The following is a 22,836-nucleotide window of genomic DNA, read 5'->3' on the forward strand; positions in this document are numbered from 1 at the left end:
GATAATTTACATTTTATCCTCATTTTCTCCACGATTCCGCCAGGGACGCCGGGTAAAGTGAAACGCTCTGCTTAAACGCTTTGTTACGGGCAGCGATGCATTCTGCACGGCGTCGCCCGGTCGTAACCTTTCCCGACGCTAGCCTGGAGCCGCTGATGGCGAATTTTTTTATCGATCGCCCCATATTTGCGTGGGTGATAGCAATTTTGCTGTGTCTGACCGGTACTCTGGCTATTTTTTCGCTGCCCGTAGAGCAATATCCGGCGCTGGCGCCGCCTAACGTCCGTATTACCGCTAACTATCCCGGCGCTTCCGCGCAGACGCTGGAAAATACGGTTACTCAGGTGATCGAGCAGAATATGACCGGCATCGATAACCTGATGTACATGTCTTCGCAAAGCAGCAATACCGGCCAGGCGACGATTACGCTGACTTTTGTTGCGGGCACCAATCCCGACGAGGCGCGCCAGCAGGTGCAAAACCAGCTGCAAACCGCGCTGCGCAAGCTGCCTCAGGCCGTGCAGTCTCAGGGGGTGACGGTAACCAAAACCGGTGACACCAATATTCTGATGGTGGCCTTCGTCTCTACCGACGGCAGCATGGACAAACAGGACATTGCGGATTACGTCGCCAGCAACGTGCAGGATCCGCTGAGCCGCATCGACGGCGTGGGCCAGGTAGACGCCTACGGCTCGCAATACGCCATGCGCATCTGGCTCGATCCTGACAAATTGATCAACTATGCGCTGACCACCTCCGATATCGTCAGCGCCATCGAATCGCAAAACAGCCAGGTTGCCGTGGGCCAGCTGGGCGGCCTGCCTTCCGTAGAACGCCAGGCGCTCAACGCTACTATTAACTCTCAGTCGTTACTGACCACGCCCGAGCAGTTTCGTCAGATTACGCTGCGCGTTAACCAGGATGGTTCGGAGGTGCGGCTGGGCGACGTGGCGCAGGTGGCATTGGGCGCGGAAAAATATGACTATCTGAGCCAGTACAACGGCCAGGCCGCTTCGGGTCTGGGCGTAAAGCTGGCTTCGGGCGCGAACGAGCTGCAAACGGACAAGCTGGTCAGAGCGCGCATTGAAGAACTTTCCCACTATTTCCCGCCCGGCCTTAAGGCGGAAATCGCTTATGAAACCACGCCTTTCGTGGTCGCCTCTATTGAAGACGTGGTGAAAACGCTGCTGGAGGCCATCGTACTGGTGTTCGTGGTGATGTACCTGTTTTTGCAGAATTTTCGCGCCACGCTTATTCCCACCATTGCCGTGCCGGTGGTACTGCTTGGCACTTTTGCCATTCTCTCTGCCTGCGGATTCAGTATTAACACGCTGACGATGTTTGCGATGGTGTTGGCGATCGGCCTGCTGGTGGACGACGCGATTGTGGTGGTGGAAAACGTCGAGCGAATAATGAGTGAGGAAGGCCTCTCGCCGCGCGAGGCCACGCGAAAGTCAATGGGGCAAATTCAGGGCGCGCTGGTGGGGATAGCGCTGGTGCTCTCCGCCGTTTTCGTGCCGATGGCCTTTTTTGGCGGCACCACCGGCGCCATTTACCGGCAGTTTTCCATCACTATCGTTTCCGCTATGGTGCTTTCCGTGCTGGTGGCGATGGTGCTGACGCCCGCCCTCTGCGCCACGCTGTTAAAACCACTGACGCCGGGCGCGCATCATGAACGGCGAGGATTCTTCGGCTGGTTTAACCGCACCTTTAACCGTAACGCAGACCGCTATAAGCGCGGCGTAGGGCGCATCGTAGCGAAAGCGGGACGCTGGCTGCTGCTTTATGTGCTGCTTATCGCCGGCATGGCGCTGCTGTTCCTGCATCTGCCGACCTCTTTTCTGCCGCTGGAAGATCGCGGCGTCTTTACCACTCAGGTGCAGCTACCGCCAGGCTCCACGCTGCAACAGACGAATAAAGTGGTGAATAGAGTTGAGCAATATTACCTGACCCGGGAAAAGGATAACGTGCTGTCGGTGTTTTCAACTATCGGCGCCGGGCCAGGCGGCAACGGACAGAACGTGGCGCGCATGTTTGTCCGGCTGAAAGACTGGCGGGATCGGCCGGGCAAGGACAACAGCTCGTTTGCCATTATTGAACGCGCAACCGTGGCTTTTAAATCAATCCGCGAGGGCCGCGTGATCGCCAGCAGCCCGCCCGCAATCACCGGCATGGGCAACTCGGCCGGCTTCGATATGGAATTGCAGGATCATGCCGGTCTGGGCCACGACGCGCTGATGCAGGCGCGCGATCGGCTGCTGGCGATGGCGGAGAGCGATCCGTCACTGGCTCGCGTGCGTCATAACGGCCTGGACGATACGCCGCAGCTGCGGATCGATATCGATCAGCACAAGGCGCAGGCGCTGGGCGTGTCGGTGGACGATATCAACGACACGCTCACCACCGGCTGGGGCTCGACCTATGTAAATGACTTTCTCGATCGCGGACGCGTAAAAAAAGTCTACGTGCAGGCGGCCGCGCCTTTCCGCATGCTGCCGGACGATATCAATAAATGGTACGTGCGCAACAGCAGCGGCGGCATGGTGCCCTTTTCCGCTTTCGCCAGCACCCGCTGGGAAACCGGCTCGCCGCGTCTGGAGCGCTATAACGGCTATTCATCGGTAGAGATCGTTGGCGAATCCGCTCAGGGCGTCAGCACCGGCACCGCGATGGACAGCATGGAGCAGCTGGTCAGCAAGCTGCCGACCGGTTTTGGCGTGCAGTGGACCGGCGCGTCGTTTCAGGAGCGGATGAGCGGCTCGCAGGCGCCCGCGCTCTATGCCATTTCTCTGCTGGTGGTTTTTCTCTGCCTGGCGGCGCTTTATGAAAGCTGGTCGGTGCCTTTCTCCGTGATGCTGGTCGTCCCGCTGGGCGTGGTGGGCGCGCTGGCGGCGACCTGGCTGCGCGGGCTGGAAAACGACGTCTATTTCCAGGTAGGGCTGCTGACGGTGATCGGGCTGTCGGCGAAAAACGCCATTCTTATCGTGGAGTTTGCTAACGAGATGAACAGTAACGGATGCGATTTGCTGGAGGCGACGCTGGAAGCCTCGCGTCAACGCCTGCGCCCTATTCTGATGACGTCGCTGGCCTTTATTTTTGGCGTGCTGCCGATGACTGTCGGCAACGGCGCAGGCTCCAGCAGCCAGCACGCGGTAGGCACGGGCGTGATGGGCGGGATGATCGCCGCCACCGTGCTGGCGCTGTTCTTTGTGCCGATTTTCTTTGTGCTGGTGCGCCGACGCTTTCCGTTAAAAGAGAGGCCGATCGCATAAAAGAGCAAAGGCAGCCTGAAGGCTGCCTTTTTTAAATTCGGTTACTGAAGGTAAAGCTTGCCGGCGTGCTGCCGGATTTTTCTTTATGAATGTGTTACTTACGAGTCAACATCGTTTCGATAAAGTCTTTCCAGTTCCCCAGTTCTAAATCAATCATACATCACCTCTCTCGTTGTGTTGCGGTCATTATAGGATTATTCCTAAGGCGAAGTGAACAACTTTCGGCCATGAACAGGGGTATAAAATTAAGAATTATCTTAAAACGTGCGGCCGCGCACATTTCTTATCGGTTGATTTTTAAGGGAATTAATAGCCTGCTTATCATCAGGGATCGGACGATCGGCTAACCGCTTGATTAGGCTGATATGTCAGCAAAAGGCATTTGGCAAGACACAACCGGGCTTCAGATATGAAGCGCGCGGTATGAGACATCAGGCACGAAGTACAAGTTTTGAAGTACGTAGTAAGAGACATCAGGCACAAAGTACGAGGTACGCGGTAAGAGACATCAGGCGAAGCACGAGGTATGAAGCACGGGAAATTTTTGAGGGGGCCTGAAGCCCCCTCGCGCATTTACTACTTCAGCACAATAATTTTGTCGTAGCCGCCGCTCTCGCTGTCTATATGGGTTTTGGCATCGGGATGCTCGGCCAGTACCGCTTCAACGATGTGATTAAACTCATCGCAGCGGGTCTCTTTTTTTCTGGCGATCACAATTGTCGATTTCGTCTCTTCAACCGTATGGGCGGAAGACGCTTCCATATAGTTCATATTATCCCTCCCTCTCCTCTGTTCCTGGGTTTATGCCGTCTTCCGTGCCTCGCAGGCGTATCCATTGTAAACTCAGCGCCTGAGCAGTATCGAATATAGATGAAGCCCACAGAAAATAGAAGGGAACCCGCCATGCTGACGATGTACGGCATTAAAAACTGCGACACCATCAAAAAGGCACGAAAGTACCTGGATGCTAACGGTGTAGCTTACCAGTTTCACGACTATCGCGCCGACGGGCTGGAGGCGGATTTGCTCCAGCGCTTCAGCGATACGCTGGGCTGGGAGGCGTTGCTGAACACGCGTGGAACCACCTGGCGCAAACTGGATGAAGCGACGCGCAGCGCGGTAGACAACGCGGCGGCCGCGCAGCAGCTTATGCTGGCACAGCCGGCGATGATTAAACGCCCATTGCTCTGCCGGGCCGACGGCTCTATGCTGCTGGGTTTTAACGAAACCGCTTACGCATCTTTTATCGTGGAGAAGTCCTGATTATGTATTGTCCGGTCATTGAGCTGACGCAGCAGCTTATTCGTCGCCCTTCCCTCAGCCCGGATGATGCCGGTTGCCAGGCTGTGATGATCGAGCGCCTTAAGGCGCTGGGCTTTACCGTTGAATTAATGAATATTGGCGATACGCAAAATTTCTGGGCATGGCGCGGCGAAGGCGAAACGCTGGCCTTTGCCGGGCATACCGACGTGGTGCCCGCAGGTGATGCCAACCGCTGGATCAACCCGCCGTTTGAACCCGCCATCCGCGACGGCATGCTGTTTGGACGCGGCGCGGCGGATATGAAAGGCTCGCTGGCCGCCATGGTTGTCGCCGCCGAGCGTTTTGTCGCCGCCCATCCGCACCACAAGGGCCGCCTGGCCTTTCTGATTACCTCCGATGAAGAAGCCAGCGCCGTAAACGGCACGGTCAAAGTTGTCGAGACGCTGATGGCGCGCAACGAGCGCCTGGACTACTGCCTGGTCGGCGAGCCTTCCAGCACGGAAATCGTGGGCGACGTGGTGAAAAACGGCCGTCGCGGTTCGATGACCGCCAACCTGACCATTCATGGCGTACAGGGCCACGTCGCTTATCCGCACCTCGCTGATAATCCGGTACATCGCGCGCTGCCTGCGCTGAACGAGCTGACGGCGACAGAATGGGATCGGGGCAACGAGTTTTTCCCGCCGACCAGCATGCAGATTGCCAATGTCCAGGCCGGAACCGGCAGCAACAACGTGATCCCCGGCGAGTTTTTCGTGCAGTTTAATTTCCGTTTCAGCACCGAGCTGACCGACGCGCTGATCAAAGAGCGCGTACAGGCGCTGCTGGATCGGCATCAGCTGCGCTATACGCTTGACTGGGTGGTTTCCGGCCAGCCTTTTTTAACCTCTACCGGCAAACTGGTCGAGGCGGTGGTAAACGCCGTTGAGCACTATAATGAGATCAAGCCGCAGCTGCTGACGACCGGCGGCACGTCCGACGGCCGCTTTATTGCCCGTATGGGCGCGCAGGTTGTGGAGTTAGGGCCGGTCAACGCCACCATTCACAAAATAAATGAGTGCGTTAAGGCTGCCGACCTCCAGCTGCTGAGTCGGATGTATCAGCGCATTATGGAACAATTGATAGCGTAAGGATCAAATATGGAATGGCTGAAAGAGTACTGGTGGTTGCTGGGGATTGTGCTGATGGTGGGCATTCTGATGAATGTGTATAAAGACCTGAAGCGTATCGACCATAAAAAATATATGGATAACCGCCCGGATTTGCCGCCGCATCGCGATTTTAACGATAAATGGGACGATGAAGACGACTGGCCGAAGAAGAAGTAAACGACAGGGGCGACGGCCCCTGTTTTAATTTATGTCCGACTGCCCTGTCTTCATTATCTTTAGCCGCCATGTTTCTGCCCGCTCATTATCCAGCGCTGTCAGCGCCCGTTCCGCCTCCTGCCGCCAGCCGTTCAGCAACGCCTTACGCCCCGACAGCCCCGACAGTTTGACCAGCTCTGCCTGAGCCAGCCCTTCCGTCAGCGCGCCCTGTAATAACGGCAGCGGCTGCGGGGCGTTTTCCAGCAGTCGGCCCAGCTCACCGATAGCGGCCTCGAACGAGCGCTGCGCCCACGCAAAGCCCGCCAGCTCGCGCCAGTCGTCCTCATCCAGGCCAGTGGCCTCAACGTTCGGGAAAGTCAGATCGACGTCATGAAGAAAAGGACGCAGCCAGCGCCAGTCGCGCGCCAGCCGACGCTCCGCCCTGTCGGCCAGCGCCCTTCCCCGTTCGCTCAGCGGCAGAATCGCCATCGCGGTGTGGCAGCCGCTGCTCGCTTCCGTTCGCGTGCCCACCCGCGCCAGCCGGAACCCGCAGGCCTGCCAGAAACGCCATAGCGAAGGCGTATAGCCAAAACTCACCGAGAAAAAGTCCAGCCCTTCCGCCTGACTGACGCTGTGCCGCACCATCTCCCTGCCGACACCCTGCCGCCGCAGCGCGGGCATGATGGCGATGCGGCTGATACGGCGTGAGCGCATCTGCGCCGCTTCCGGCCAGCCGCCGTGGGCCGCCAGCGACTGCGCCACCAGGTTGCCTGGCGGACGACGCAGTCCCGCCCACACGGCCTGCGCCAGCTCCGCCGTTAATCCGCCTTCCTCCACCAGCCAGAGCGCGCCCTGAACTTTGTCCGCCTGCAGCGCGGCGCTGAAGCGCATGCCCGGCGCGTCCATCATGCGCCGAAGATCGATCGGCGAAGTGCGGTAGTGCGCGCTGGCGAGCAGCTGATAAATCGCCTCCAGCACCGCCGGGTTTTCCTGCCATTCCGCCTGCTGCGGAAAACAAAAGCGCACCGGCGCGCTGACAATTTCAGGCTCCGCTTCGCTGAACAGCAGGGCGCGATCGATAAACTGCTCAAGCGGATCGTGCGCCGACCAGCGCAAAGGCTGGTCAAGTCGGCACAGCGTAGCGTTGGGCAGGCTGTCGCAGAACTTCAGCATAAAGCCGCGCCCCGTCCCTTCATAACCCTGCAAGGTGGTGGTTAACAGCGTGCGCGGAAAAAGCCTGACCAGCTGCTCAAGCATCGGCGCGGGGATCGCTGCCGCTTCGTCAATCAGCAGCCAGTCAACATCCCGGGGACGCGCCGCCGGGTCGAGCGCCAGCAGCCTGTCCGGCGCGATAAAATCAAAAGCGTCGCCCGCGTAGGTTGCCAGCACGTCGGTGGCGGCTTTCGCGGGGGCGGAGATAAGCGCACGGCCGGGCCAGCGGGCGGCAAGCAACCCGGCAAGCGCGGATTTGCCTCGTCCTCGCGGCGCGGTGACCACGTAGATACCCGGTTTCGCCATCAGCAATTGCTCCAACAGAGCCTGCTGCTGACCGTCGTCATCGGGCTGCCAGTCTGGCGCGAACGGCGGCGCAGGCAAAACGGGCGCCTGATGCTGGCAAAACCGCGCGGCCTGTGGATCGGCCAGCAGCAGCTTTTGCAGACGGGAGACAAAATTAGGCGTGGCGAGCGGCGTAGCGGTATCTCCCCAGCGCAGCGAATCTTTATCGGGTTGCGTTGGCCAGCCGGCCCATTCCGGCACCAGCATCAGCAGCCAGCTTCCCGCTTTCAGCGTGCCCGCCAGCACCGCCAGCGCCTCGGCGTTGAAGCCGTGACGCGCGTCAAACACGGCGTGCAGAAACTCCTGCCCCAGCAGCGTCCGCACCGCTTCGGGCGCGCAATGCAGCGGGCTTTGCGGCGCATCGCCAAGCCACAGCCAGTCGCCGGGCAGCAGCGATAGCCACTGCTGCGCCTGCTGCTGGCACCACTCCCCCTCGCCGCTGATAACCATCAGCCTGCGCATTCCCTGCCGCTGTAGCTGTTCCGTTTGCGTAATGACGTCGCGCAGATCAGCCACTGAAAGTGTCACACTGGCCAGGATTGCCGCTGTCGAACCCTTTTTTAAACCAGCTGTAGCGCTGCTCCGAGGTGCCGTGGGTGAAACTGTCCGGCACTACGCGTCCCTGGCTTTTCTGTTGCAGACGATCGTCCCCGATCGCTTCGGCGGCGTTCAGCGCCTCCTGCAAATCGCCCGGCTCCAGCACGTTTTCCTGCTGCATGTAGTGGCCCCAAACGCCGGCAAAGCAGTCGGCCTGTAGCTCCAGCTTCACTGAAAGCTGGTTCGCCTGCTTTTGGCCGCCCTGCTGCTGCAGCTGACGCACCTTAGGTTCAATACCAAGAAGATGCTGCACGTGGTGTCCGACCTCGTGCGCGACCACGTAGCCCTGCGCAAAGTCGCCATCGGCGCCAAGCTTGTTTTTCATTTCATCATAGAACGACAGATCGATGTAGACGGTGCTGTCGGTCGGGCAGTAGAACGGCCCCATCACGGACTGTCCCGTGCCGCAGCCGGTACGGGTTGCACCGCGATACATCACCAGCTTGGGTGGCGTATAGGTTTTGCCCATTTTCTCGAAGATTTTTTGCCAGGTGTCTTCCGTGGTGGCCAGCATCACCGAGGTGAATTTCGCCGCCTCATCCTGCTGCGGCGTGCTTCGCTGCTGCTGCTGTTGTGAAGAGAGCGAGGTCGACTCGCCGGTCAATAAAGGCGTTAAATCGTAGCCGTAGTAGCCCGCAATCATCACGACGATCAGCAGAATAATGCCGCCTTTGCCGCGCGGAATACGCATCCGTCCCGCGCCCATTGAGTTACCACCGGATTCATTACGGCGATCTTCCACGTTATCGCTCTCACGGCGCCCTTGCCAACGCATACACTACCTCGGATTATGAACTGTTGGAGTGATTTTAGTCGCGCATAGCCGCTAACACCAGCCTTGCGGCGGCTGCCGGGCCGGAACGGAAAGGTATTTCAGAATAGAGGTAGATTAGCGGAGCAGGTAAGAGAAAAGCGGCCGTGGCGACACCCACGGCCGGGGGAAATCAGTCCAGCTTCACGCCCAGACGATTCGCCACTTCTTCATAGGCTTCAATCAGACCGCCCAGACTCTGGCGATAGCGATCTTTATCCATTTTATTCAGCGTCTCTTTGTCCCACAGGCGCGCGCCGTCCGGGGAAAACTCATCGCCCAGCGTGACTTCGCCGTGGAACAGGCCGAACTCGAGCTTGAAGTCCACCAGGATCAGACCGGCATCGGAGAAAAGCTGGCTCAGCACGTCGTTGGCTTTGTAGGTCAGCTCGCGCATACGCGCCAGGTTCTCTTTGCTCACCCAGCCAAAGGTTTCACAGTAGGATTCGTTGATCATGGGATCGTGACGCGCATCGTCTTTTAAAAACAGATCGAACAGCGGCGGGTTCAGGATGGTGCCCTCTTCCACGCCCAGGCGCTTCACCAGCGACCCTGCCGCGCGGTTGCGCACTACACACTCCACCGGCACCATTTCCAGCTTTTTGACCAGCGCTTCGTTGTCCGACAGCAGCGCTTCCATCTGGGTAGGGATGCCCGCTTCCGCCAGCTTGCTCATGATAAAGTGATTAAATTTATTGTTAATCATTCCTTTGCGGTCAAACTGTTCGATGCGCTCACCGTCCAGGGCTGATGTATCGTTGCGGAATTCGAGTATCAGCAGATCCGGATTTTCGGTGCTGTAAACGGTTTTCGCTTTGCCGCGATACAACTCAGCTTGCTTTTTCATCTCTTTACTCCAAACGTGAAATGCCCGGTGCTTTGCGCCTGCGAACAGGCCGAAACCGGTCGGGTATGAACTGTTGCGTCCATTGTATGATCGGACGCGAAAAAACCGAAGCAATCGATTACGCGGCAGCAAATAAAAAAGGCCGACGCGCGTCGGCCTTTCGATTATTTGTTAAATGCCGCCTGGAACACGGCGACCAGCGCATCGTTTTGCGACTGGGTCAGCGCATGGCCTTTTGGATCCAGGAACTGCAGGCTGCTGCGGTTATCCAGATCGCCGACCTGTAGCTTATAGTTGCCGTCGGTCAGCTCAGGATCTTTCGCGCCAATGCTGTCCCAGGTCTCGCTGGACGGGGCGCTGTAGGTCACGTTCAGGCTGCCCTGCGGACGGTTGCGGTCGGTGATCTTCATGCCCACGCGCTCCAGCGCGGTCGGCAGACGCTCCCAGACCAGGTTAAACGGCGCGCGCACCACCAGCGTAGGCAGGCCGGTATCGTCCGCGCCGCTCTGCACGTTGATTTGCGCAGTGCTGCCTTTAACCGCCGCGTCGTCGCGAGTCGTGGCGATTTTATCCAGGCCAGCGCTCAGCTCGTTCAGCATCTGCGCGGTGTAGCGCTGCAGCTGGACGGGTGAAGTAACGGCTTTACCTTCCTGCTCCAGCTCCAGCAGCTTCACGCTCAGCGCCTGCTGATAGCCCTGCTGCTGCACGGCTATCTGGTAGCGGCCGCGATACTGATGATCTTCATCAGCGCGGTTCCACTGCACCCAGTCGGTGGTCAGCGTCTGGCTGCCGTCGGTGCGGCTGGCAATCGGATAGTTGCGCGTCTGCACTACCGTCACAACCTGCGGCCACAGCGCGCCGCTGGCGTTATCGATTAGCAGCACGCCGGAGTTGCCGGCAAACTGAGTGCGGGCGCCGTTGATCAGCGCCAGCGGCTGGGCCGGTGGACGGATATCCAGCTGCTTGCCGACGGCGCCTTTCGCGCTGGCGGAAGGGATATCAAAATCACCGTTTTGCAGCGGCAGGATCATTCCTGCTGGCGCGTGCAGCTCGTTGATATCCGCAGCTTTGAGGTAAGATTCGTCGCCGCTGACCTGGCGCTTGTAGCGCTGATCGCTCGAACATGCCGCCAACAACATCACCAGCGACAGGCCAACCACTTTTGCGATTGCCGACTTTTGTACTGAGTAAGCCATTACTTCTCCCTAAATTTACAGCAGGCCTGCGTCTTTCAGTGCCTGCTCAACAACCGGACGACCGGCATCAGTCATCGGCGTCATTGGTAGACGCAGCGTATCGGTTGCAATTAATCCTAATTTTTTAGCCGCCCATTTTACCGGGACAGGATTAGGCTCAATAAATAGCTTCTGATGCAGAGGCATCAGACGCTGGTTAAGGCGGCGCGCTTCCCGGAAGTTGCCCTGCTGCGCAAGCGCGCAGAGCTCCGCCATTTCGCGCGCGGCGATGTTGGCCGTTACGGAGATAACGCCCCTGCCGCCCAGCTGCATAAAGTCGAGGGCAGAAAGGTCGTCGCCGCTGACCAGCACGAAATCGTCATCGACCAGCTCTTGGATCTGGCTAACCCGCGATAAGTTCCCGGTCGCCTCTTTGATTCCGATAATATTTTTGATCTTCGCCAGACGGCCTACGGTTTCCGGCAGCATATCGCAACCGGTACGCGACGGCACATTGTAGAGCATTTGCGGAAGATCGGTGCTTTCGGCGATGGCTTTAAAGTGCTGGTACAACCCTTCCTGGGTTGGACGATTGTAGTATGGGGTGACGGTAAGGCAGCCTACCACGCCGCTGTTTTCAAAACGATGCGTCAGCGCGATGCCTTCTGCCGTGGCGTTGGCGCCGGTACCGGCAATGATGGGAATGCGCCCGTCGGCCAGCTCCAGCGTCAGCATGACCACGTCACCATGCTCGTCGTGGCTTAATGTTGCCGATTCGCCCGTTGTTCCTACGGAGACAATTGCCGCTGTTCCGCTGGCAACATGATAATCAATCAGTTTTTTCAGACTTGCGCGACAGACGGACCCTTTGTCGTCCATCGGCGTAACGAGCGCAACAATACTTCCCGTAAACATTAGCCATCCCCTCCACAAACAAGTGCTTCATGGTACGTTTGACGGCCCACGAAAAGCAAGCGGGCAAGCCTGCCAGGCCCCTTGGCACAGGGTATTTTTTATGTTTACCTAAGAGTTATCACAATTGCTAATCACTGAGACGTACAGGAAGCATTATTTTGCCGCAGTCAGAGCAACATCACCTGGTTATTACCGCCGTGGGCGTCGACCGACCGGGGATTGTTAATACCATTACCCGCCACGTCAGCAGCTGCGATTGCAATATCGAAGACAGCCGCCTGGCCATATTGGGTGATGAATTCACTTTTATTATGCTGCTTTCAGGAAGCTGGAACGCTATCGCGCTGATTGAATCGACGCTGCCGCTGAAAGGCGCCGAGCTGGAGCTGCTGATCGTGATGAAGCGCACCACCTTTCGCGAAAGGCCGCCTATGCCCGCTACCGTCTGGGTGCAGATTGAAGTCACCGACTCCGCGCATATTATCGAACGCTTTACCGATCTCTTTGATTCCCATCAGATGCATATTGCTGAACTGGTCTCACGCACGCAACCTGCGGCAGAAAATCAGCCGCCTTTGCTCTATATTCAAATTACCGCGCACAGTCCTGCCAGCCAGGATGCTGCCATTATTGAGCAGGCGTTTAACAGCCTCTGTACAGAGTTAAGTGCACAAGGCACTATTAGCGTCGTCCAGTATCCACAGCATGATGAAAAAACGGAGAATAGTGATGAATCCACTGAAAGCCGGCGATCCCGCACCCGTCTTTAGCTTGCCCGACCAGGATGGCGAGCAGGTAAACCTGACCGACTTCCAGGGACAGCGCGTTCTGGTCTATTTTTACCCAAAAGCCATGACGCCGGGCTGCACCGTACAGGCGTGCGGTCTGCGCGACAGCATGGACGAGCTGAAAAAAGCGGGCGTGGAAGTGCTGGGCATCAGCACCGATAAACCGGAAAAACTCTCGCGTTTTGTCGAGAAGGAGCTGCTGAACTTCACGCTGCTGTCGGATGAAAATCATCGGGTTTGCGAGCAGTTCGGCATCTGGGGCGAGAAAACCTTTATGGGCAAAACCTATGACGGCATCCACCGCATCAGCTTCCTGATTGGTACCGACGGCAAAATCGAAAAAGTGTTTGATGATTTCAAAACCAGCAACCACCACGATATAGTGATGGACTATTTGCAATCGGCCTGATGGTGAAACGGGCGGTGTGATTACCGCCCATTGCGATAACGTTTTCTGATGTTAAAAATCGTAGTCATCCAGCTGTGCTTCAATCATTTTATTTCCATAATACCTTTTCTTTAATTTTTCCTTTTGTCTTCTGGCCTGGTCACAGACGGTTTCTACCTTCTTTTCTATCTCATTTTGGCGTGCCGCTGAAAGCGTACTGTCCCATTCGCCTGAAAAGTGCTGGCAATCTTCGGCGTTATCCAAAAATGCCTTCAAATCTTTGCGTACAGATGGAGGCTTATTGGCATACGAACAACCGCAAACAGTAAAATTAAAAACAAGAACAGCTAAGTGAGCTTTCATATTACCGCCCATCCGAGGACCAATGAGGTTTATCGCTTATACCACCACGGTATTTAATGACGCCAAATATTTTCCCCACCTCATGAAGTTCTTTATTCATGCCGTCTTTCGGAAATGATCTGATAGTTAGTGTTTTTTTATTATTGTCTTCTATTATTAACACCCCAGACCAGGAAATGGCCATATCAATAGCTTTCCCTTCCGTATGCCAGCTTCTTAACGATGGCGCAACGTTCAGGTTTGCCATGCCAAATGCTGCCATCATTTCCGCTGCTGCGGCCAGGCTCTCTGCCAAAAAACTCTTTTACCCAATGTTTTCCGCTTAATCTTTCCATAAAAATCCTTTTGAAGAAGAGTTAAAGGAAGGGCTTTAAAAAAACCTAAAACATTACGCTTCCTTCCACGGAAAAAAACTTTAATTCATTATCCCTTTGCGAAATAGCGACTCGATTATACAGAAAATAATTTCATGAATAGCGCAACAAGAATTAATAGATAAAGAGAGGAGATATTCTCTCCTCTCTTTATTACCTATTTAAGCCCTAAACGTTCAGAATTCAGTTCATCAGGCCAGGCATGAAGCACCGCTTTCACCAGCGAGGCCAGCGGAATAGCGAAAAATACGCCCCAGAAGCCCCACAGGCCGCCAAAGATAACCACCGACAGAATAATTACCAGCGGATGCAGATTCACCGCTTCGGAAAACAGCACCGGCACCAGAATATTGCCGTCCAGCCCCTGAATAATCAGATAAACGATAATCATCGTCCAGAAATCGCCGCCCAGCCCCCACTGCGCCAGGCCTACGCCAATAACCGGCACGGTCACGGCCAGCGCGCCTATGTAAGGGATCAGTACCGACACGCCAACCAGCACCGCCAGCAGCAGCGCGTAGTTCATGCCGATAGCCAGAAAACCGATCCAGCTCGCCACGCCGACCACCACCATTTCCAGCACTTTGCCGCGAATATAGTTGGAAACCTGCTGATTCATCTCCAGCCAGACCTGTCCGGCCAGGCCGCGATTACGCGGTAAAATGCGGCCGATCGCCGCCAGCATCTGCTCTTTATCCTTAAGCAGGAAGAACACCATCAGAGGCACCAGCACCAGGTAAATCGCCAGCGTCATCAGGCCCACCAGCGAAGCCAGAGAATAGCGCAGCAGCTGATCGCCGATACCGCTCAGCCTGGCGCGCAGGTTTTCCACCACGATATCGACCAGCCCGACATCTATCAGCGCCGGGAAACGCTCCGGCAGACGCGTGGCAAAGTGATACAGGCTGGTTAGCATCGTAGGCAGCTCGTGCGCTAAATTGATGCCCTGTTGCCAGGCGACGGGCGCCACGACCAGGATCAGCACCAGCACAATAGTGGCGAAGAAAATCAGTACGATAGTAGTGGCCCAGGCGCGCGAGCAGCCAAGCCGTTCCAGACGTACCGTCGGCCACTCCAGCAGATAAGCAACAACCAGCGCCACCAGCAGCGGCGCCAGCAGGCCGTTAAAGAAGAAAAGGATGCCGAAAGCGGCAAGCAGTATCGCCAGCAGCGCGATAGCCTGGGGATCGCTAAAGCGCCGGCGATACCACTGTAGTAGAAGATCCAGCATGGAAAAGTCCTGGCTTACTGAAGGAAGCCGCAGAGTCTACCTGAAAAAATGGCTGGCCGCGCGGCTTCCAGCGCCGGCCTCAGCCATACTGACGGTAAATCTCCTGCGCCGTTTCCTGCCATTGCCCGCTCACCACCACGCGGTTGCGTCCGGCATGTTTGGCGCTGTAGAGGGCGTCGTCCGCCTGTTTAAATACCTGCTCCAGCGGCATCTCGTCCGCGTTCCACAGCGCTACGCCAATCGACAGCGTCACGCATCCCACCGGGGCCAGCGCCAGCTGTTCAATTTTTTTACGCACGCGCTCGGCAATTACCGCCGCCATTTCCCGGTCCGCGCCCGGCAGGATCATCAAAAACTCTTCGCCGCCGTTGCGGCATACCACATCGGTCTGGCGCGAGCTTTTGCTCAGCTCCTGCGCCACGCTTTTAATCACGCTGTCGCCCACGTCGTGGCCCCAGCCGTCGTTGACGCGTTTAAAGTGATCGATATCCAGCGCCAGCACGGCAAAAGGCTGGCGCGTGGCGTAAAAATACTCCAGCACGGCGTGCAGGCCGCGACGGTTCAGCAAGGAGGTCATGGGATCGGTCTGCACCTCAAACTTCAGGCGACCAATTTTATCCTGCAGCAGGCCGAGGCCGGTGAGCATTGCCCGCTTGATCTGCGCCGCTTCGTAATACCAGGAGCGGATGGCGCCAATCTCCGTAGACGCGCCGGGCGCATCCATCTGGCTGGCGTTGTCCGCCAGCTGCCCCAGCGGCCGCGCGATCAGCCAGGCAAACAGCCAGGCTAACGCCAGCGTCAACAGCGCCAGCGGAACGGCGCGCTGCACCACCTGCAGCATCATGCTGGTAAGCGGCGTCAGCGTGGTGGGCGTCGGCTTCATCGCCACAATCATCCAGCCGGGCGTGGCAACCATTGCGTAGCCCGCCAGCATCGGCTCGCCGTTTTGCTTCGACACCTGCTGAGAGCCGTTATCCTGTTTCATCTCGTCGCTAATCAGCGGCGCGATTTTCTGCCCGATTAACGTGCCGTTTTGGTGATACAGCACGCGGTTGCCGCTGTCGACCACGTAAAGAGAAGAGCCGTCACGGTAGAACTGCTCGCCCAGTAGCTCGTTGAGAATACTCTTTTTCTTCAGGTAGATGGTGCCGCCAACAAAACCCAGATAGACGCCGTTGGGCGACCAGATAGGATAGGAGACGAACACCATTAAATTATTGGCGACCGACAGCGAAGGCTGGCTGACCAGCGGTTTACGCTCTTTCAGCGCCTGTCGGGTAACCGGCGTGGTCAGATGCACGCCTTTGAGCATCAGCGAGTCGGGAGAGATGGCTTTTACCCAGCCGTTGGCATCGACAATCACCGCCGAGTTAAAACTGTTGGTCTGCTCGCGCAGGCGCATGACTTCACGCTGCATCAGCGCGTCATCATTGCCGCCCTGTCCCAGCGTTTTGGCACTGAAAGCCAGCTGCGATTCCGCCAGCTGAAAAAACATTTCCGTGGTAGAGGCGAGCTTGGTCGCATAAACCCGGTTGGATTCCAGCGTATTTTCGATCAGCACTTCCCGCTGCACTTGCCGGGTGGCGTACAAAGAGTTGGCCAACGTGATGGCAATGCTGGCGAAGGCCAGCAGCATAATCAGCGTGCGCAAATCCAGCTTCAGACGAGGAAGCCTCATAGATTAGCCCCGAGGAAACATTTCATAGATGTCGCTTCTTTTTTTTAATTTGGTTTGGTAACGCGTCATGCCCTGGTGAAGCATGGAGTCATACAAGGAGTATCGTCAGCATTAGGAATAATCTTAGAGATTTTAACTCAATTTTTTGCAGATGGGCAGAGGTAACTGATAAGAAGGCGAATTCAGGCGACAGCGGGGGTAGCGTCCCGCACCGATAACGGGCGGGACAAAGATGGCTACATAGCGAGGAAAGCGTAACCCTGGTTTTCCAGCGTGGCGACCGTGGTCGGGCTGGAAAGTGCATGGGTAACGGAGGTATCAATCCACTCATGCTTAAAGTGATGGAAAGCCACTGACTGATCGCAGACGGAGACGTCCACGCCTTTAGCGCGCAGTTCGCTAATCAGCTTCAGATTAGGGTTATCCACGCCGAAGACTTTTTTATATTCCGCGTTATTTAACATTGCTGGCGTACCGTCGCCGGTCACCGAGACCACAAATTTAAGCTGCTCCTGCGGCACCCCGGAAGCAATATATAAATTCACCACGCGGGCAACGCGCTCCAGGCCAAGGTTAGGGACTTTAGGGCCATTTTCCGCTTTGGTTATCTGGAACACGACTTTATTGCTGTCGCCCACGGCCGGCTTATAAGCCGCATCCGCCTCATAATGAATTTTGCCGTAGCCATCGATAGCCGGCGTGCTCCAGAAGCCGTCAGGATCGTTATCCTGAACGCCGAAGTGCTGGCTGATTTTCTCTGCAATAGCCGGGGCGGAAGAGAAGCTGGCGCCAATAAAACCGGCCACGGCAGCGATTAAAACGTAAGACACAACAGGACGCATAGTATGCTCTCCAGAAAGCGTAACGAATCGGAAACGGAACAGAGGGAAGTGAAGTTATCGTGTAAATCTGACGCAAAGATTGAGTAAATTATTTCTTGCTGTAAATAAGCGCTACTCTGCTTTTATAAGTGCGGCACTGCTCGTCGGTTTTATTTATCTGTTTTATTTAAAAGCGAGATATATTTTTAATCAGAAAAAAGTGCCAGCGTATAAAAGCATTTCCTCCTCAACGCTTTTTATTATTCCTGCTGAGTCAGCCATGGTTCTTTGGCTAAGCAAAAAATTCTGATAAAGCCTGGAGCGGGATTATAAAGATAAACGCAAGGAAGGCCTGTGCAAGAGACGGCGAGAAGGATCGGTTTACAGCCATTTTTAGGAGTAAACCTAAACAATTTTCGTGCCATATTCAATTTTACTGAATAAATTTACCTGAATTTACTTAATAATCCGCTTTCCTGCCCCTGTGTGCCAGCAGGGCCTACGTTCAGTTTTTTTCGCTGACTTTAAGGTATGCTCGTCCGGCCCGGTATTTATTCATGCTTAGCGGCGTTTCCTTCCTTATCACCTCTGGTTAAGATAGCCGCTGAAGAGCGCCGTCCTGCAGAACCGTTAATCCTTCTGCCGGGCAATTGAGGACGTTATCAGAATAGGATTTTGCATGATTAACCGACTGAAAAGGTGCGCGCTGGCGTCGCTGATCCTGCTGCCCACGATAGCCGCGCAGCCTGCCAGGGCCGACATCAGCGATACTTTGCCGGATATCGGCACCACCGCAGGCAATACGCTTTCCGTTAATCAGGAACTGGCGATGGGGGATTTCTATGTTCGCCAGCTGCGGGCCAGCGCGCCGCTGATCAACGATCCCCTGCTCAATGACTATATCAACCAGCTGGGCCAGCGGCTGGTGGCGCACGCCTGGTCGGTCAAGACGCCGTTCCACTTTTTCCTGGTCAGCAATGACGAGCTGAACGCCTTTGCCTTTTTCGGCGGCAACGTGGTGCTGCATTCCGCCCTGTTCCGCTATACCGAAAACGAAAGCCAGCTGGCCTCGGTGCTGGCACACGAAATTTCTCACGTTACCCAGCGTCACCTGGCGCGCGCGATGGAAGAGCAGCAGCGTAACGCGCCGCTGACCTGGGTGGGCGCGCTTGGCTCCATTCTGCTGGCGATGGCAAACCCGCAGGCCGGGATGGCGGCGTTAAGCGGCACGCTGGCGGGCGCGCAGCAGGGCGTGATCAGCTTTACCCAGCAGAACGAGCAGGAGGCTGACCGTATCGGCATTCAGGTCTTGCAGCGCGCGGGGTTCGATCCCCAGGCGATGCCCAACTTTCTGCAAAAGCTGTCCGACCAGTCCCGCTTCGCCTCTAAGCCGCCGGAAATTTTGCTGACCCATCCCCTGCCCGACAGCCGCCTGGCCGATGCCCGCAACCGCGCCAACCAGATGAAGCCCGTCGTGGTGCAGTCGTCACAGGATTTCTATATGGCGAAAGTGCGCGTGCTGGGCATGTACGCGACGGGAAAAAACCAGCTTGGTGACGATCTGCTGGAAACATTGAGTAAAGGCAACACGCGCGAGCAGACCGCCGCGCAGTACGGCAAGGCCGTTCAGTTCCTGCAGGCGAAAAGCTATGACAACGCCCGACGCATTATCGCGCCGCTGCTGGCCGCTCAGCCGAATAACGTCTGGTATCTGGATCTGATGACCGATATTGATATCGGCCTGAAGCAGCCGCAGCGCGCTATCGCCCTGCTGGAAAAAGCCAAAGCATCCAGCCCGGTGGTACAGCTCAACCTGGCTAACGCTTACGTCGAGGCGAAGCAGCCCGCCAGCGCCAGCAAAATCCTTTATCGCTATACCTGGACGCATAAAGACGATCCCAACGGCTGGGATCTGCTGGCGCAGGCGTCGTCCGCTCAGGGGCTGACGGATGAAGAAGAGGCGGCGCGGGCGGAAAGCCTGGCGCTGAACGGCCAGCTGGATCAGGCGATCCGCAGCCTGAGCGACGCCAGCGCCGCCGTGCCGCTGGGCAGCCTCAAGCAGGCCCGCTACGATGCCCGTATCGATCAGCTGCGCTATTTACAGCAGCGTTTCCGTCAGTATCAGAAAAGGTAAGCGAATGATGTCGAACGTTGAGATTTACCATAACCCACGCTGCTCCAAAAGCCGCGAAACGCTGGCGCTGTTGCAAAGTAAAGGGATTGAACCGGAAGTCGTGCTCTATCTGAAAAATCCGCCGACTGTCGCCACGCTGGAAAGACTGCTCCTTCAGGCGGGCTTCAGCTCTGCGCGCAAGCTGATGCGCAGCAAAGAGGCGCGCTATCAGGCGCTGAACCTGGACGATCCCACGCTTAGCGAAGCGGATTTGCTGGCGGCAATGGTCGCTTATCCGGAGCTGATTGAGCGCCCGATCGTGGTGGCTAACGGCAAGGCGCGGCTGGGCAGGCCGCCGGAGCAGGTGCTGGCTATCCTTTAAAGATCCAGCGCCTCTTTCACGAAGGGAATGGTCAGCTTGCGCTGGGCGCTGATCGAGGCGCGATCCAGCTTGTCCAGCGTCATAAACAGCGTGCGCATTTCCCGATCCAGCCTTTTTAGCAGAAAGCGGCCGACATCTTCTGGCAGTTCAAAACCGCGCAGCCGCGCCCGCAGCTGGAGCGCCTGAAGCTTGTCGTCATCCGACAGCGGCTGCAAACGATAGATTTGTCCCCAGTCCAGACGGGAAGCGAGATCGGGCAGCTTCAGGTTCAGCTGGCGCGGCGGGCGATCGCCGGTGATCAGCAGACGGGTGCGGCCCGTTTCCAGAATACGGTTATAGAGATCGAAAATCGCCATTTCCCAGGGTTCGTCGCCGGCGATGCACTCGATGTTGTCGATGCAGATCAGCGCCAGCTGTTCCATACCGTCCAGTACTTCAGGCACGAACCAGGTACGCTTGTCGAGCGGCACGTAGCCCACGGCTTCGCCACGCGCGGAGAGTTCCGCACAGGCCGCGTGGAGCAGATGGCTGCGCCCGCCGCCTTCACGCGACCAGAAATAGAGATAGCTGCCGTGCTCCTGCTGTAACGCCCCTTGCAGCGCGGCGATCAGCGACGGGTTATCCCCCGGCCAGAAGCTGGCGAAGGTTTCATCATCGGGCAAATAGAGCGGCAGTGAGAGCTGTGCCGGAGTGTTCAGAAGCACCTCAGTAATGGGTCGAAATCCGGCGGCAGTTTATCACAGTTCTTTAAGGATTATGAAACGGGCAGCGCCGCTGCCCGTCAGATCTTTACTCGCGATCCTGCGGATCCAGAATGACCTCTTCCGGGCGGATCAGCGTAATCAGCCGGAAGATCAGGCTCAGCCCGATGCCGACGATAGTCGCCAGCGCCATGCCTTTCAGCTCTGCCGCGCCAATATGCACCGTGGCGCCGCTGACGCCGATGATCAGGATCACCGAGGTCAGGATCAGGTTCTGCGCCTTGTTGTAATCCACTTTGGATTCAATCAGCACGCGGATACCGGAAGCGCCAATCACGCCGTACAGCAGCAGCGACACGCCGCCCATCACCGGCACCGGCACCGCCTGGATCGCGGCGGCCAGCTTGCCAACGCAGGAAAGCAGAATGGCAAGAATAGCCGCGCCGCCAATCACCCAGGTGCTGTAAACGCGGGTAATTGCCATCACGCCAATATTTTCGCCATAGGTGGTGTTAGGCGTAGAGCCGAACAGGCCGGAAAAAATCGTCGAGACGCCGTTGGCAAACATCGAGCGATGCAGGCCGGGATCTTTCAGCAGGTCTTTTTTAACGATGTTCGCCGTAACCACCAGATGCCCGACATGCTCGGCGATCACCACCAGCGCCGCAGGCAGAATGGTCAGCATTGCCGCCCACTCGAAGCGCGGCGTGTAGAAGGTCGGCAGCGCAAACCACGGTGCCGCTTCAACCGATGACCAGTTTACGATGCCCATAAACCAGGAAAGCGCATAGCCGACCAGCACGCCGATCAGGATAGGGATAATCGCCAGAAAGCCGCGGAACAGCACCGAGCCGAAAACGGTCACCGCCAGCGTCACCATGGAAATCAGAATGGTTTTGCCGTCGACCGCCGCCCCGTTAGCCGGCAGCAGGCCGGCCATATTCGCCGCCACGCCGGCCAGCTCCAGCCCGATGACCGCCACGATAGCGCCCATCGCAGCCGGTGGAAACATCACATCCAGCCAGCCCGTTCCGGCTTTTTTCACAATCAGCGCCACCAGGCAGAACAGCACGCCGCAAAGGATAAAGCCGCCCAGCGCCACCTCGTAGCCCAGCGGCAGCAGCAGCAGCACCGGCGAAATAAAGGCAAAGCTGGAGCCCAGATAGGCCGGGATTTTCCCTTTACAGATAAAAAGGTACAGCAGCGTGCCGATGCCGTTAAACAGCAGCACGGTGGCCGGATTGATATGAAACAGGATAGGCACCAGCACCGTCGCGCCAAACATGGCGAACAGATGTTGGAAGCTGAGTGGGATGGTTTGCAGCAGCGGTGGCCGCTCGCTTACGCCGATAGCGCGACGCGTCATGGTGAGTTACCCCTTATTTTTCACAATAAAAAACCGACTCTCTGGTCGGCTTGATCGCTGGCAGTCATGATAAAACGCGGGTTGCAGGCCGATGCCCGGCACGGCCGTTGGGCAACGCGCGGCGATGCCGGACGCTGTCCGGCCCCGGACGGGCGGATAAAAAGGCCTGCGGCTTTATCATTTCGTACCGAAGATCTTGTCGCCCGCGTCGCCAAGGCCCGGAATGATATATCCTTTTTCGTTCAGTCCCTGATCGACGGAGGCGGTATACAGCTCCACGTCCGGATGCGCTTTTTCCAGCGCCGCGATGCCTTCCGGCGCGGCAACCAGCACCAGCACTTTAATACTGCTGCAGCCCGCTTTCTTCAGCAGGTCGATAGTGGCGATCATCGAGCCGCCGGTCGCCAGCATAGGGTCAACCACCAGCGCCATGCGCTCTTCGATATTGGAAACCAGCTTTTGAAAATAAGGCACCGGCTCCAGCGTCTCTTCGTCGCGATACACGCCCACGACGCTGATGCGCGCGCTGGGCACGTGCTCCAGCACGCCTTCCATCATGCCCAGGCCGGCACGCAGGATAGGCACAACGGTAATTTTTTTGCCTTTGATCTGGTCGATTTCCACCGGGCCGTTCCAGCCTTCGATAGTGACCTTTTCCGTTTCTAAATCCGATGTGGCTTCATAAGTCAGCAGACTTCCCACCTCCGAGGCGAGTTCACGAAAACGTTTGGTGCTGACGTCCTGTTCACGCATCAGACCCAGTTTATGTTTGACCAGCGGGTGTTTGACTTCCACGATCTTCATTGTTTTACTCCCGGAGTGTATGGCTGCAAAAAAAAATCGCGAGATTATAGCGCCATTTAGCAGCCAGTACCTATTACTTAATC

The 22,836-nt window shown here is 56.9% G+C and carries 23 protein-coding genes; 8 read left to right on the forward strand and 15 right to left on the reverse strand.

Going from position 1 to position 22,836, the window contains the following annotated elements; all coding sequences use genetic code 11:
- The first annotated feature begins 155 nt into the window (after positions 1 to 155).
- The gene (acrD, locus tag ACVWZ0_RS16345; protein WP_253459429.1) at positions 156 to 3,272 is read left to right on the forward strand and encodes a multidrug efflux RND transporter permease AcrD; all 3,117 of its coding nucleotides are present in this window, start codon (positions 156 to 158) and stop codon (positions 3,270 to 3,272) included.
- A gap of 94 nt (positions 3,273 to 3,366) precedes the next feature.
- On the opposite strand, the gene ypfM is transcribed toward acrD, so the two are convergent.
- Together ypfM and ACVWZ0_RS16355 are read right to left on the reverse strand one after the other, a co-directional pair.
- The gene (gene ypfM / locus ACVWZ0_RS16350) at positions 3,367 to 3,429 is read right to left on the reverse strand and encodes a protein YpfM (RefSeq protein WP_148101251.1); all 63 of its coding nucleotides are present in this window, start codon (positions 3,427 to 3,429) and stop codon (positions 3,367 to 3,369) included.
- A gap of 419 nt (positions 3,430 to 3,848) precedes the next feature.
- A complete protein-coding gene (locus ACVWZ0_RS16355) occupies positions 3,849 to 4,043 on the reverse strand; it encodes a hypothetical protein (RefSeq protein ID WP_125289573.1) in 195 nt (64 codons plus the stop codon).
- 132 nt (positions 4,044 to 4,175) lie between these two features.
- Here ACVWZ0_RS16355 and ACVWZ0_RS16360 point away from each other — a divergent pair, with 132 nt between their 5' ends.
- Genes ACVWZ0_RS16360 through ACVWZ0_RS16370 form a run of 3 tightly spaced genes read left to right on the forward strand, consistent with a single transcriptional unit; the run spans position 4,176 to position 5,863 of the window.
- Positions 4,176 to 4,535, forward strand: a complete 360-nt coding sequence (locus tag ACVWZ0_RS16360) for an ArsC family reductase (protein WP_253459427.1) — start codon at positions 4,176 to 4,178, stop codon at positions 4,533 to 4,535.
- Positions 4,536 to 4,537: 2 nt separating this feature from the next.
- Positions 4,538 to 5,665, forward strand: a complete 1,128-nt coding sequence (dapE, locus tag ACVWZ0_RS16365) for a succinyl-diaminopimelate desuccinylase (protein WP_253459426.1) — start codon at positions 4,538 to 4,540, stop codon at positions 5,663 to 5,665.
- A 9-nt stretch (positions 5,666 to 5,674) separates the two neighbouring features.
- Positions 5,675 to 5,863, forward strand: a complete 189-nt coding sequence (locus ACVWZ0_RS16370; protein ID WP_253459424.1) for a YpfN family protein — start codon at positions 5,675 to 5,677, stop codon at positions 5,861 to 5,863.
- A gap of 24 nt (positions 5,864 to 5,887) precedes the next feature.
- Here ACVWZ0_RS16370 and ACVWZ0_RS16375 read toward each other — a convergent pair whose 3' ends face one another.
- From ACVWZ0_RS16375 to dapA, 5 genes are all read right to left on the reverse strand, one after another.
- The gene (locus ACVWZ0_RS16375; RefSeq protein ID WP_437177823.1) at positions 5,888 to 7,906 is read right to left on the reverse strand and encodes a tRNA(Met) cytidine acetyltransferase TmcA; all 2,019 of its coding nucleotides are present in this window, start codon (positions 7,904 to 7,906) and stop codon (positions 5,888 to 5,890) included.
- 1 nt (position 7,907) lies between these two features.
- Complete coding sequence (gene ypfJ, locus ACVWZ0_RS16380; RefSeq protein ID WP_253459420.1) at positions 7,908 to 8,771, reverse strand: KPN_02809 family neutral zinc metallopeptidase; 864 nt, start codon at positions 8,769 to 8,771, stop codon at positions 7,908 to 7,910.
- Between the two features lie 169 nt (positions 8,772 to 8,940).
- A complete protein-coding gene (gene purC, locus ACVWZ0_RS16385; RefSeq protein ID WP_253459418.1) occupies positions 8,941 to 9,654 on the reverse strand; it encodes a phosphoribosylaminoimidazolesuccinocarboxamide synthase in 714 nt (237 codons plus the stop codon).
- A gap of 164 nt (positions 9,655 to 9,818) precedes the next feature.
- Positions 9,819 to 10,850, reverse strand: a complete 1,032-nt coding sequence (gene bamC / locus ACVWZ0_RS16390; RefSeq protein WP_253459416.1) for an outer membrane protein assembly factor BamC — start codon at positions 10,848 to 10,850, stop codon at positions 9,819 to 9,821.
- Positions 10,851 to 10,865: 15 nt separating this feature from the next.
- Positions 10,866 to 11,744, reverse strand: coding sequence for a 4-hydroxy-tetrahydrodipicolinate synthase (gene dapA / locus ACVWZ0_RS16395; RefSeq protein ID WP_125289566.1), 879 nt, complete (start codon positions 11,742 to 11,744; stop codon positions 10,866 to 10,868).
- 158 nt (positions 11,745 to 11,902) lie between these two features.
- Between dapA and ACVWZ0_RS16400 the strand changes: the two genes are divergently transcribed.
- Positions 11,903 to 12,514, forward strand: coding sequence for a glycine cleavage system transcriptional repressor (locus ACVWZ0_RS16400; RefSeq protein ID WP_125289565.1), 612 nt, complete (start codon positions 11,903 to 11,905; stop codon positions 12,512 to 12,514).
- Positions 12,474 to 12,941: a thioredoxin-dependent thiol peroxidase gene (gene bcp / locus ACVWZ0_RS16405; protein WP_253459414.1), complete on the forward strand. Its 468-nt coding sequence runs from the start codon at positions 12,474 to 12,476 to the stop codon at positions 12,939 to 12,941. Before ACVWZ0_RS16400 ends, bcp begins: the two co-directional genes overlap by 41 nt.
- Before the next feature lie 51 nt (positions 12,942 to 12,992).
- On the opposite strand, the gene ACVWZ0_RS16410 is transcribed toward bcp, so the two are convergent.
- The 5 genes from ACVWZ0_RS16410 to ACVWZ0_RS16430 all read right to left on the reverse strand — a co-directional run bounded on the left by ACVWZ0_RS16410 (position 12,993) and on the right by ACVWZ0_RS16430 (position 17,408).
- The gene (locus tag ACVWZ0_RS16410) at positions 12,993 to 13,283 is read right to left on the reverse strand and encodes a hypothetical protein (protein WP_253459412.1); all 291 of its coding nucleotides are present in this window, start codon (positions 13,281 to 13,283) and stop codon (positions 12,993 to 12,995) included.
- Position 13,284: 1 nt separating this feature from the next.
- On the reverse strand, positions 13,285 to 13,578 hold the full coding sequence (locus ACVWZ0_RS16415; RefSeq protein ID WP_253459410.1) for a hypothetical protein: 294 nt from the start codon (positions 13,576 to 13,578) through the stop codon (positions 13,285 to 13,287).
- A gap of 236 nt (positions 13,579 to 13,814) precedes the next feature.
- On the reverse strand, positions 13,815 to 14,888 hold the full coding sequence (locus ACVWZ0_RS16420; protein WP_253459408.1) for an AI-2E family transporter: 1,074 nt from the start codon (positions 14,886 to 14,888) through the stop codon (positions 13,815 to 13,817).
- 79 nt (positions 14,889 to 14,967) lie between these two features.
- Positions 14,968 to 16,566: a sensor domain-containing diguanylate cyclase gene (locus ACVWZ0_RS16425; protein WP_253459405.1), complete on the reverse strand. Its 1,599-nt coding sequence runs from the start codon at positions 16,564 to 16,566 to the stop codon at positions 14,968 to 14,970.
- Between the two features lie 236 nt (positions 16,567 to 16,802).
- Positions 16,803 to 17,408 (reverse strand): DsrE family protein, encoded by a 606-nt coding sequence (locus ACVWZ0_RS16430; protein ID WP_253459402.1) that lies wholly within the window; start codon positions 17,406 to 17,408, stop codon positions 16,803 to 16,805.
- 658 nt (positions 17,409 to 18,066) lie between these two features.
- Here ACVWZ0_RS16430 and bepA point away from each other — a divergent pair.
- Together bepA and arsC are read left to right on the forward strand one after the other, a co-directional pair.
- Complete coding sequence (bepA, locus tag ACVWZ0_RS16435; RefSeq protein ID WP_253459397.1) at positions 18,067 to 19,521, forward strand: beta-barrel assembly-enhancing protease; 1,455 nt, start codon at positions 18,067 to 18,069, stop codon at positions 19,519 to 19,521.
- 7 nt (positions 19,522 to 19,528) lie between these two features.
- A complete protein-coding gene (gene arsC / locus ACVWZ0_RS16440; protein ID WP_253461249.1) occupies positions 19,529 to 19,882 on the forward strand; it encodes an arsenate reductase (glutaredoxin) in 354 nt (117 codons plus the stop codon).
- On the opposite strand, the gene hda is transcribed toward arsC, so the two are convergent.
- The 3 genes from hda to upp all read right to left on the reverse strand — a co-directional run bounded on the left by hda (position 19,879) and on the right by upp (position 22,753).
- Positions 19,879 to 20,586, reverse strand: a complete 708-nt coding sequence (hda, locus tag ACVWZ0_RS16445; RefSeq protein WP_125289556.1) for a DnaA inactivator Hda — start codon at positions 20,584 to 20,586, stop codon at positions 19,879 to 19,881. The two genes, arsC and hda, sit on opposite strands and share 4 nt — an antisense overlap.
- 85 nt (positions 20,587 to 20,671) lie before the next feature.
- A complete protein-coding gene (gene uraA, locus ACVWZ0_RS16450; protein ID WP_253459394.1) occupies positions 20,672 to 21,949 on the reverse strand; it encodes a uracil permease in 1,278 nt (425 codons plus the stop codon).
- A gap of 177 nt (positions 21,950 to 22,126) precedes the next feature.
- Positions 22,127 to 22,753 carry a uracil phosphoribosyltransferase gene (gene upp / locus ACVWZ0_RS16455; RefSeq protein WP_125289554.1) on the reverse strand — a complete coding sequence of 209 codons (627 nt, stop codon included), beginning with the start codon at positions 22,751 to 22,753 and terminating at the stop codon, positions 22,127 to 22,129.
- Between the last annotated feature and the right edge of the window lie 83 nt (positions 22,754 to 22,836).

Source organism: Erwinia sp. TECH1, from assembly GCF_054057575.1.

Coding starts and splice junctions, on each gene's coding strand:
- ypfJ (WP_253459420.1), bottom strand. CDS start 8,771: ATGCGTTGGCAAGGGCGCCGTGAGAGCGATAACGTGGAAGATCGCCGT.
- purC (WP_253459418.1), bottom strand. CDS start 9,654: ATGAAAAAGCAAGCTGAGTTGTATCGCGGCAAAGCGAAAACCGTTTAC.
- bepA (WP_253459397.1), top strand. CDS start 18,067: ATGATTAACCGACTGAAAAGGTGCGCGCTGGCGTCGCTGATCCTGCTG.
- bcp (WP_253459414.1), top strand. CDS start 12,474: ATGAATCCACTGAAAGCCGGCGATCCCGCACCCGTCTTTAGCTTGCCC.
- ACVWZ0_RS16370 (WP_253459424.1), top strand. CDS start 5,675: ATGGAATGGCTGAAAGAGTACTGGTGGTTGCTGGGGATTGTGCTGATG.
- ACVWZ0_RS16425 (WP_253459405.1), bottom strand. CDS start 16,566: ATGAGGCTTCCTCGTCTGAAGCTGGATTTGCGCACGCTGATTATGCTG.
- ACVWZ0_RS16360 (WP_253459427.1), top strand. CDS start 4,176: ATGCTGACGATGTACGGCATTAAAAACTGCGACACCATCAAAAAGGCA.
- arsC (WP_253461249.1), top strand. CDS start 19,529: ATGTCGAACGTTGAGATTTACCATAACCCACGCTGCTCCAAAAGCCGC.
- ACVWZ0_RS16430 (WP_253459402.1), bottom strand. CDS start 17,408: ATGCGTCCTGTTGTGTCTTACGTTTTAATCGCTGCCGTGGCCGGTTTT.
- dapE (WP_253459426.1), top strand. CDS start 4,538: ATGTATTGTCCGGTCATTGAGCTGACGCAGCAGCTTATTCGTCGCCCT.
- ACVWZ0_RS16420 (WP_253459408.1), bottom strand. CDS start 14,888: ATGCTGGATCTTCTACTACAGTGGTATCGCCGGCGCTTTAGCGATCCC.
- ACVWZ0_RS16410 (WP_253459412.1), bottom strand. CDS start 13,283: ATGAAAGCTCACTTAGCTGTTCTTGTTTTTAATTTTACTGTTTGCGGT.
- acrD (WP_253459429.1), top strand. CDS start 156: ATGGCGAATTTTTTTATCGATCGCCCCATATTTGCGTGGGTGATAGCA.
- bamC (WP_253459416.1), bottom strand. CDS start 10,850: ATGGCTTACTCAGTACAAAAGTCGGCAATCGCAAAAGTGGTTGGCCTG.
- uraA (WP_253459394.1), bottom strand. CDS start 21,949: ATGACGCGTCGCGCTATCGGCGTAAGCGAGCGGCCACCGCTGCTGCAA.
- upp (WP_125289554.1), bottom strand. CDS start 22,753: ATGAAGATCGTGGAAGTCAAACACCCGCTGGTCAAACATAAACTGGGT.
- ACVWZ0_RS16355 (WP_125289573.1), bottom strand. CDS start 4,043: ATGAACTATATGGAAGCGTCTTCCGCCCATACGGTTGAAGAGACGAAA.
- dapA (WP_125289566.1), bottom strand. CDS start 11,744: ATGTTTACGGGAAGTATTGTTGCGCTCGTTACGCCGATGGACGACAAA.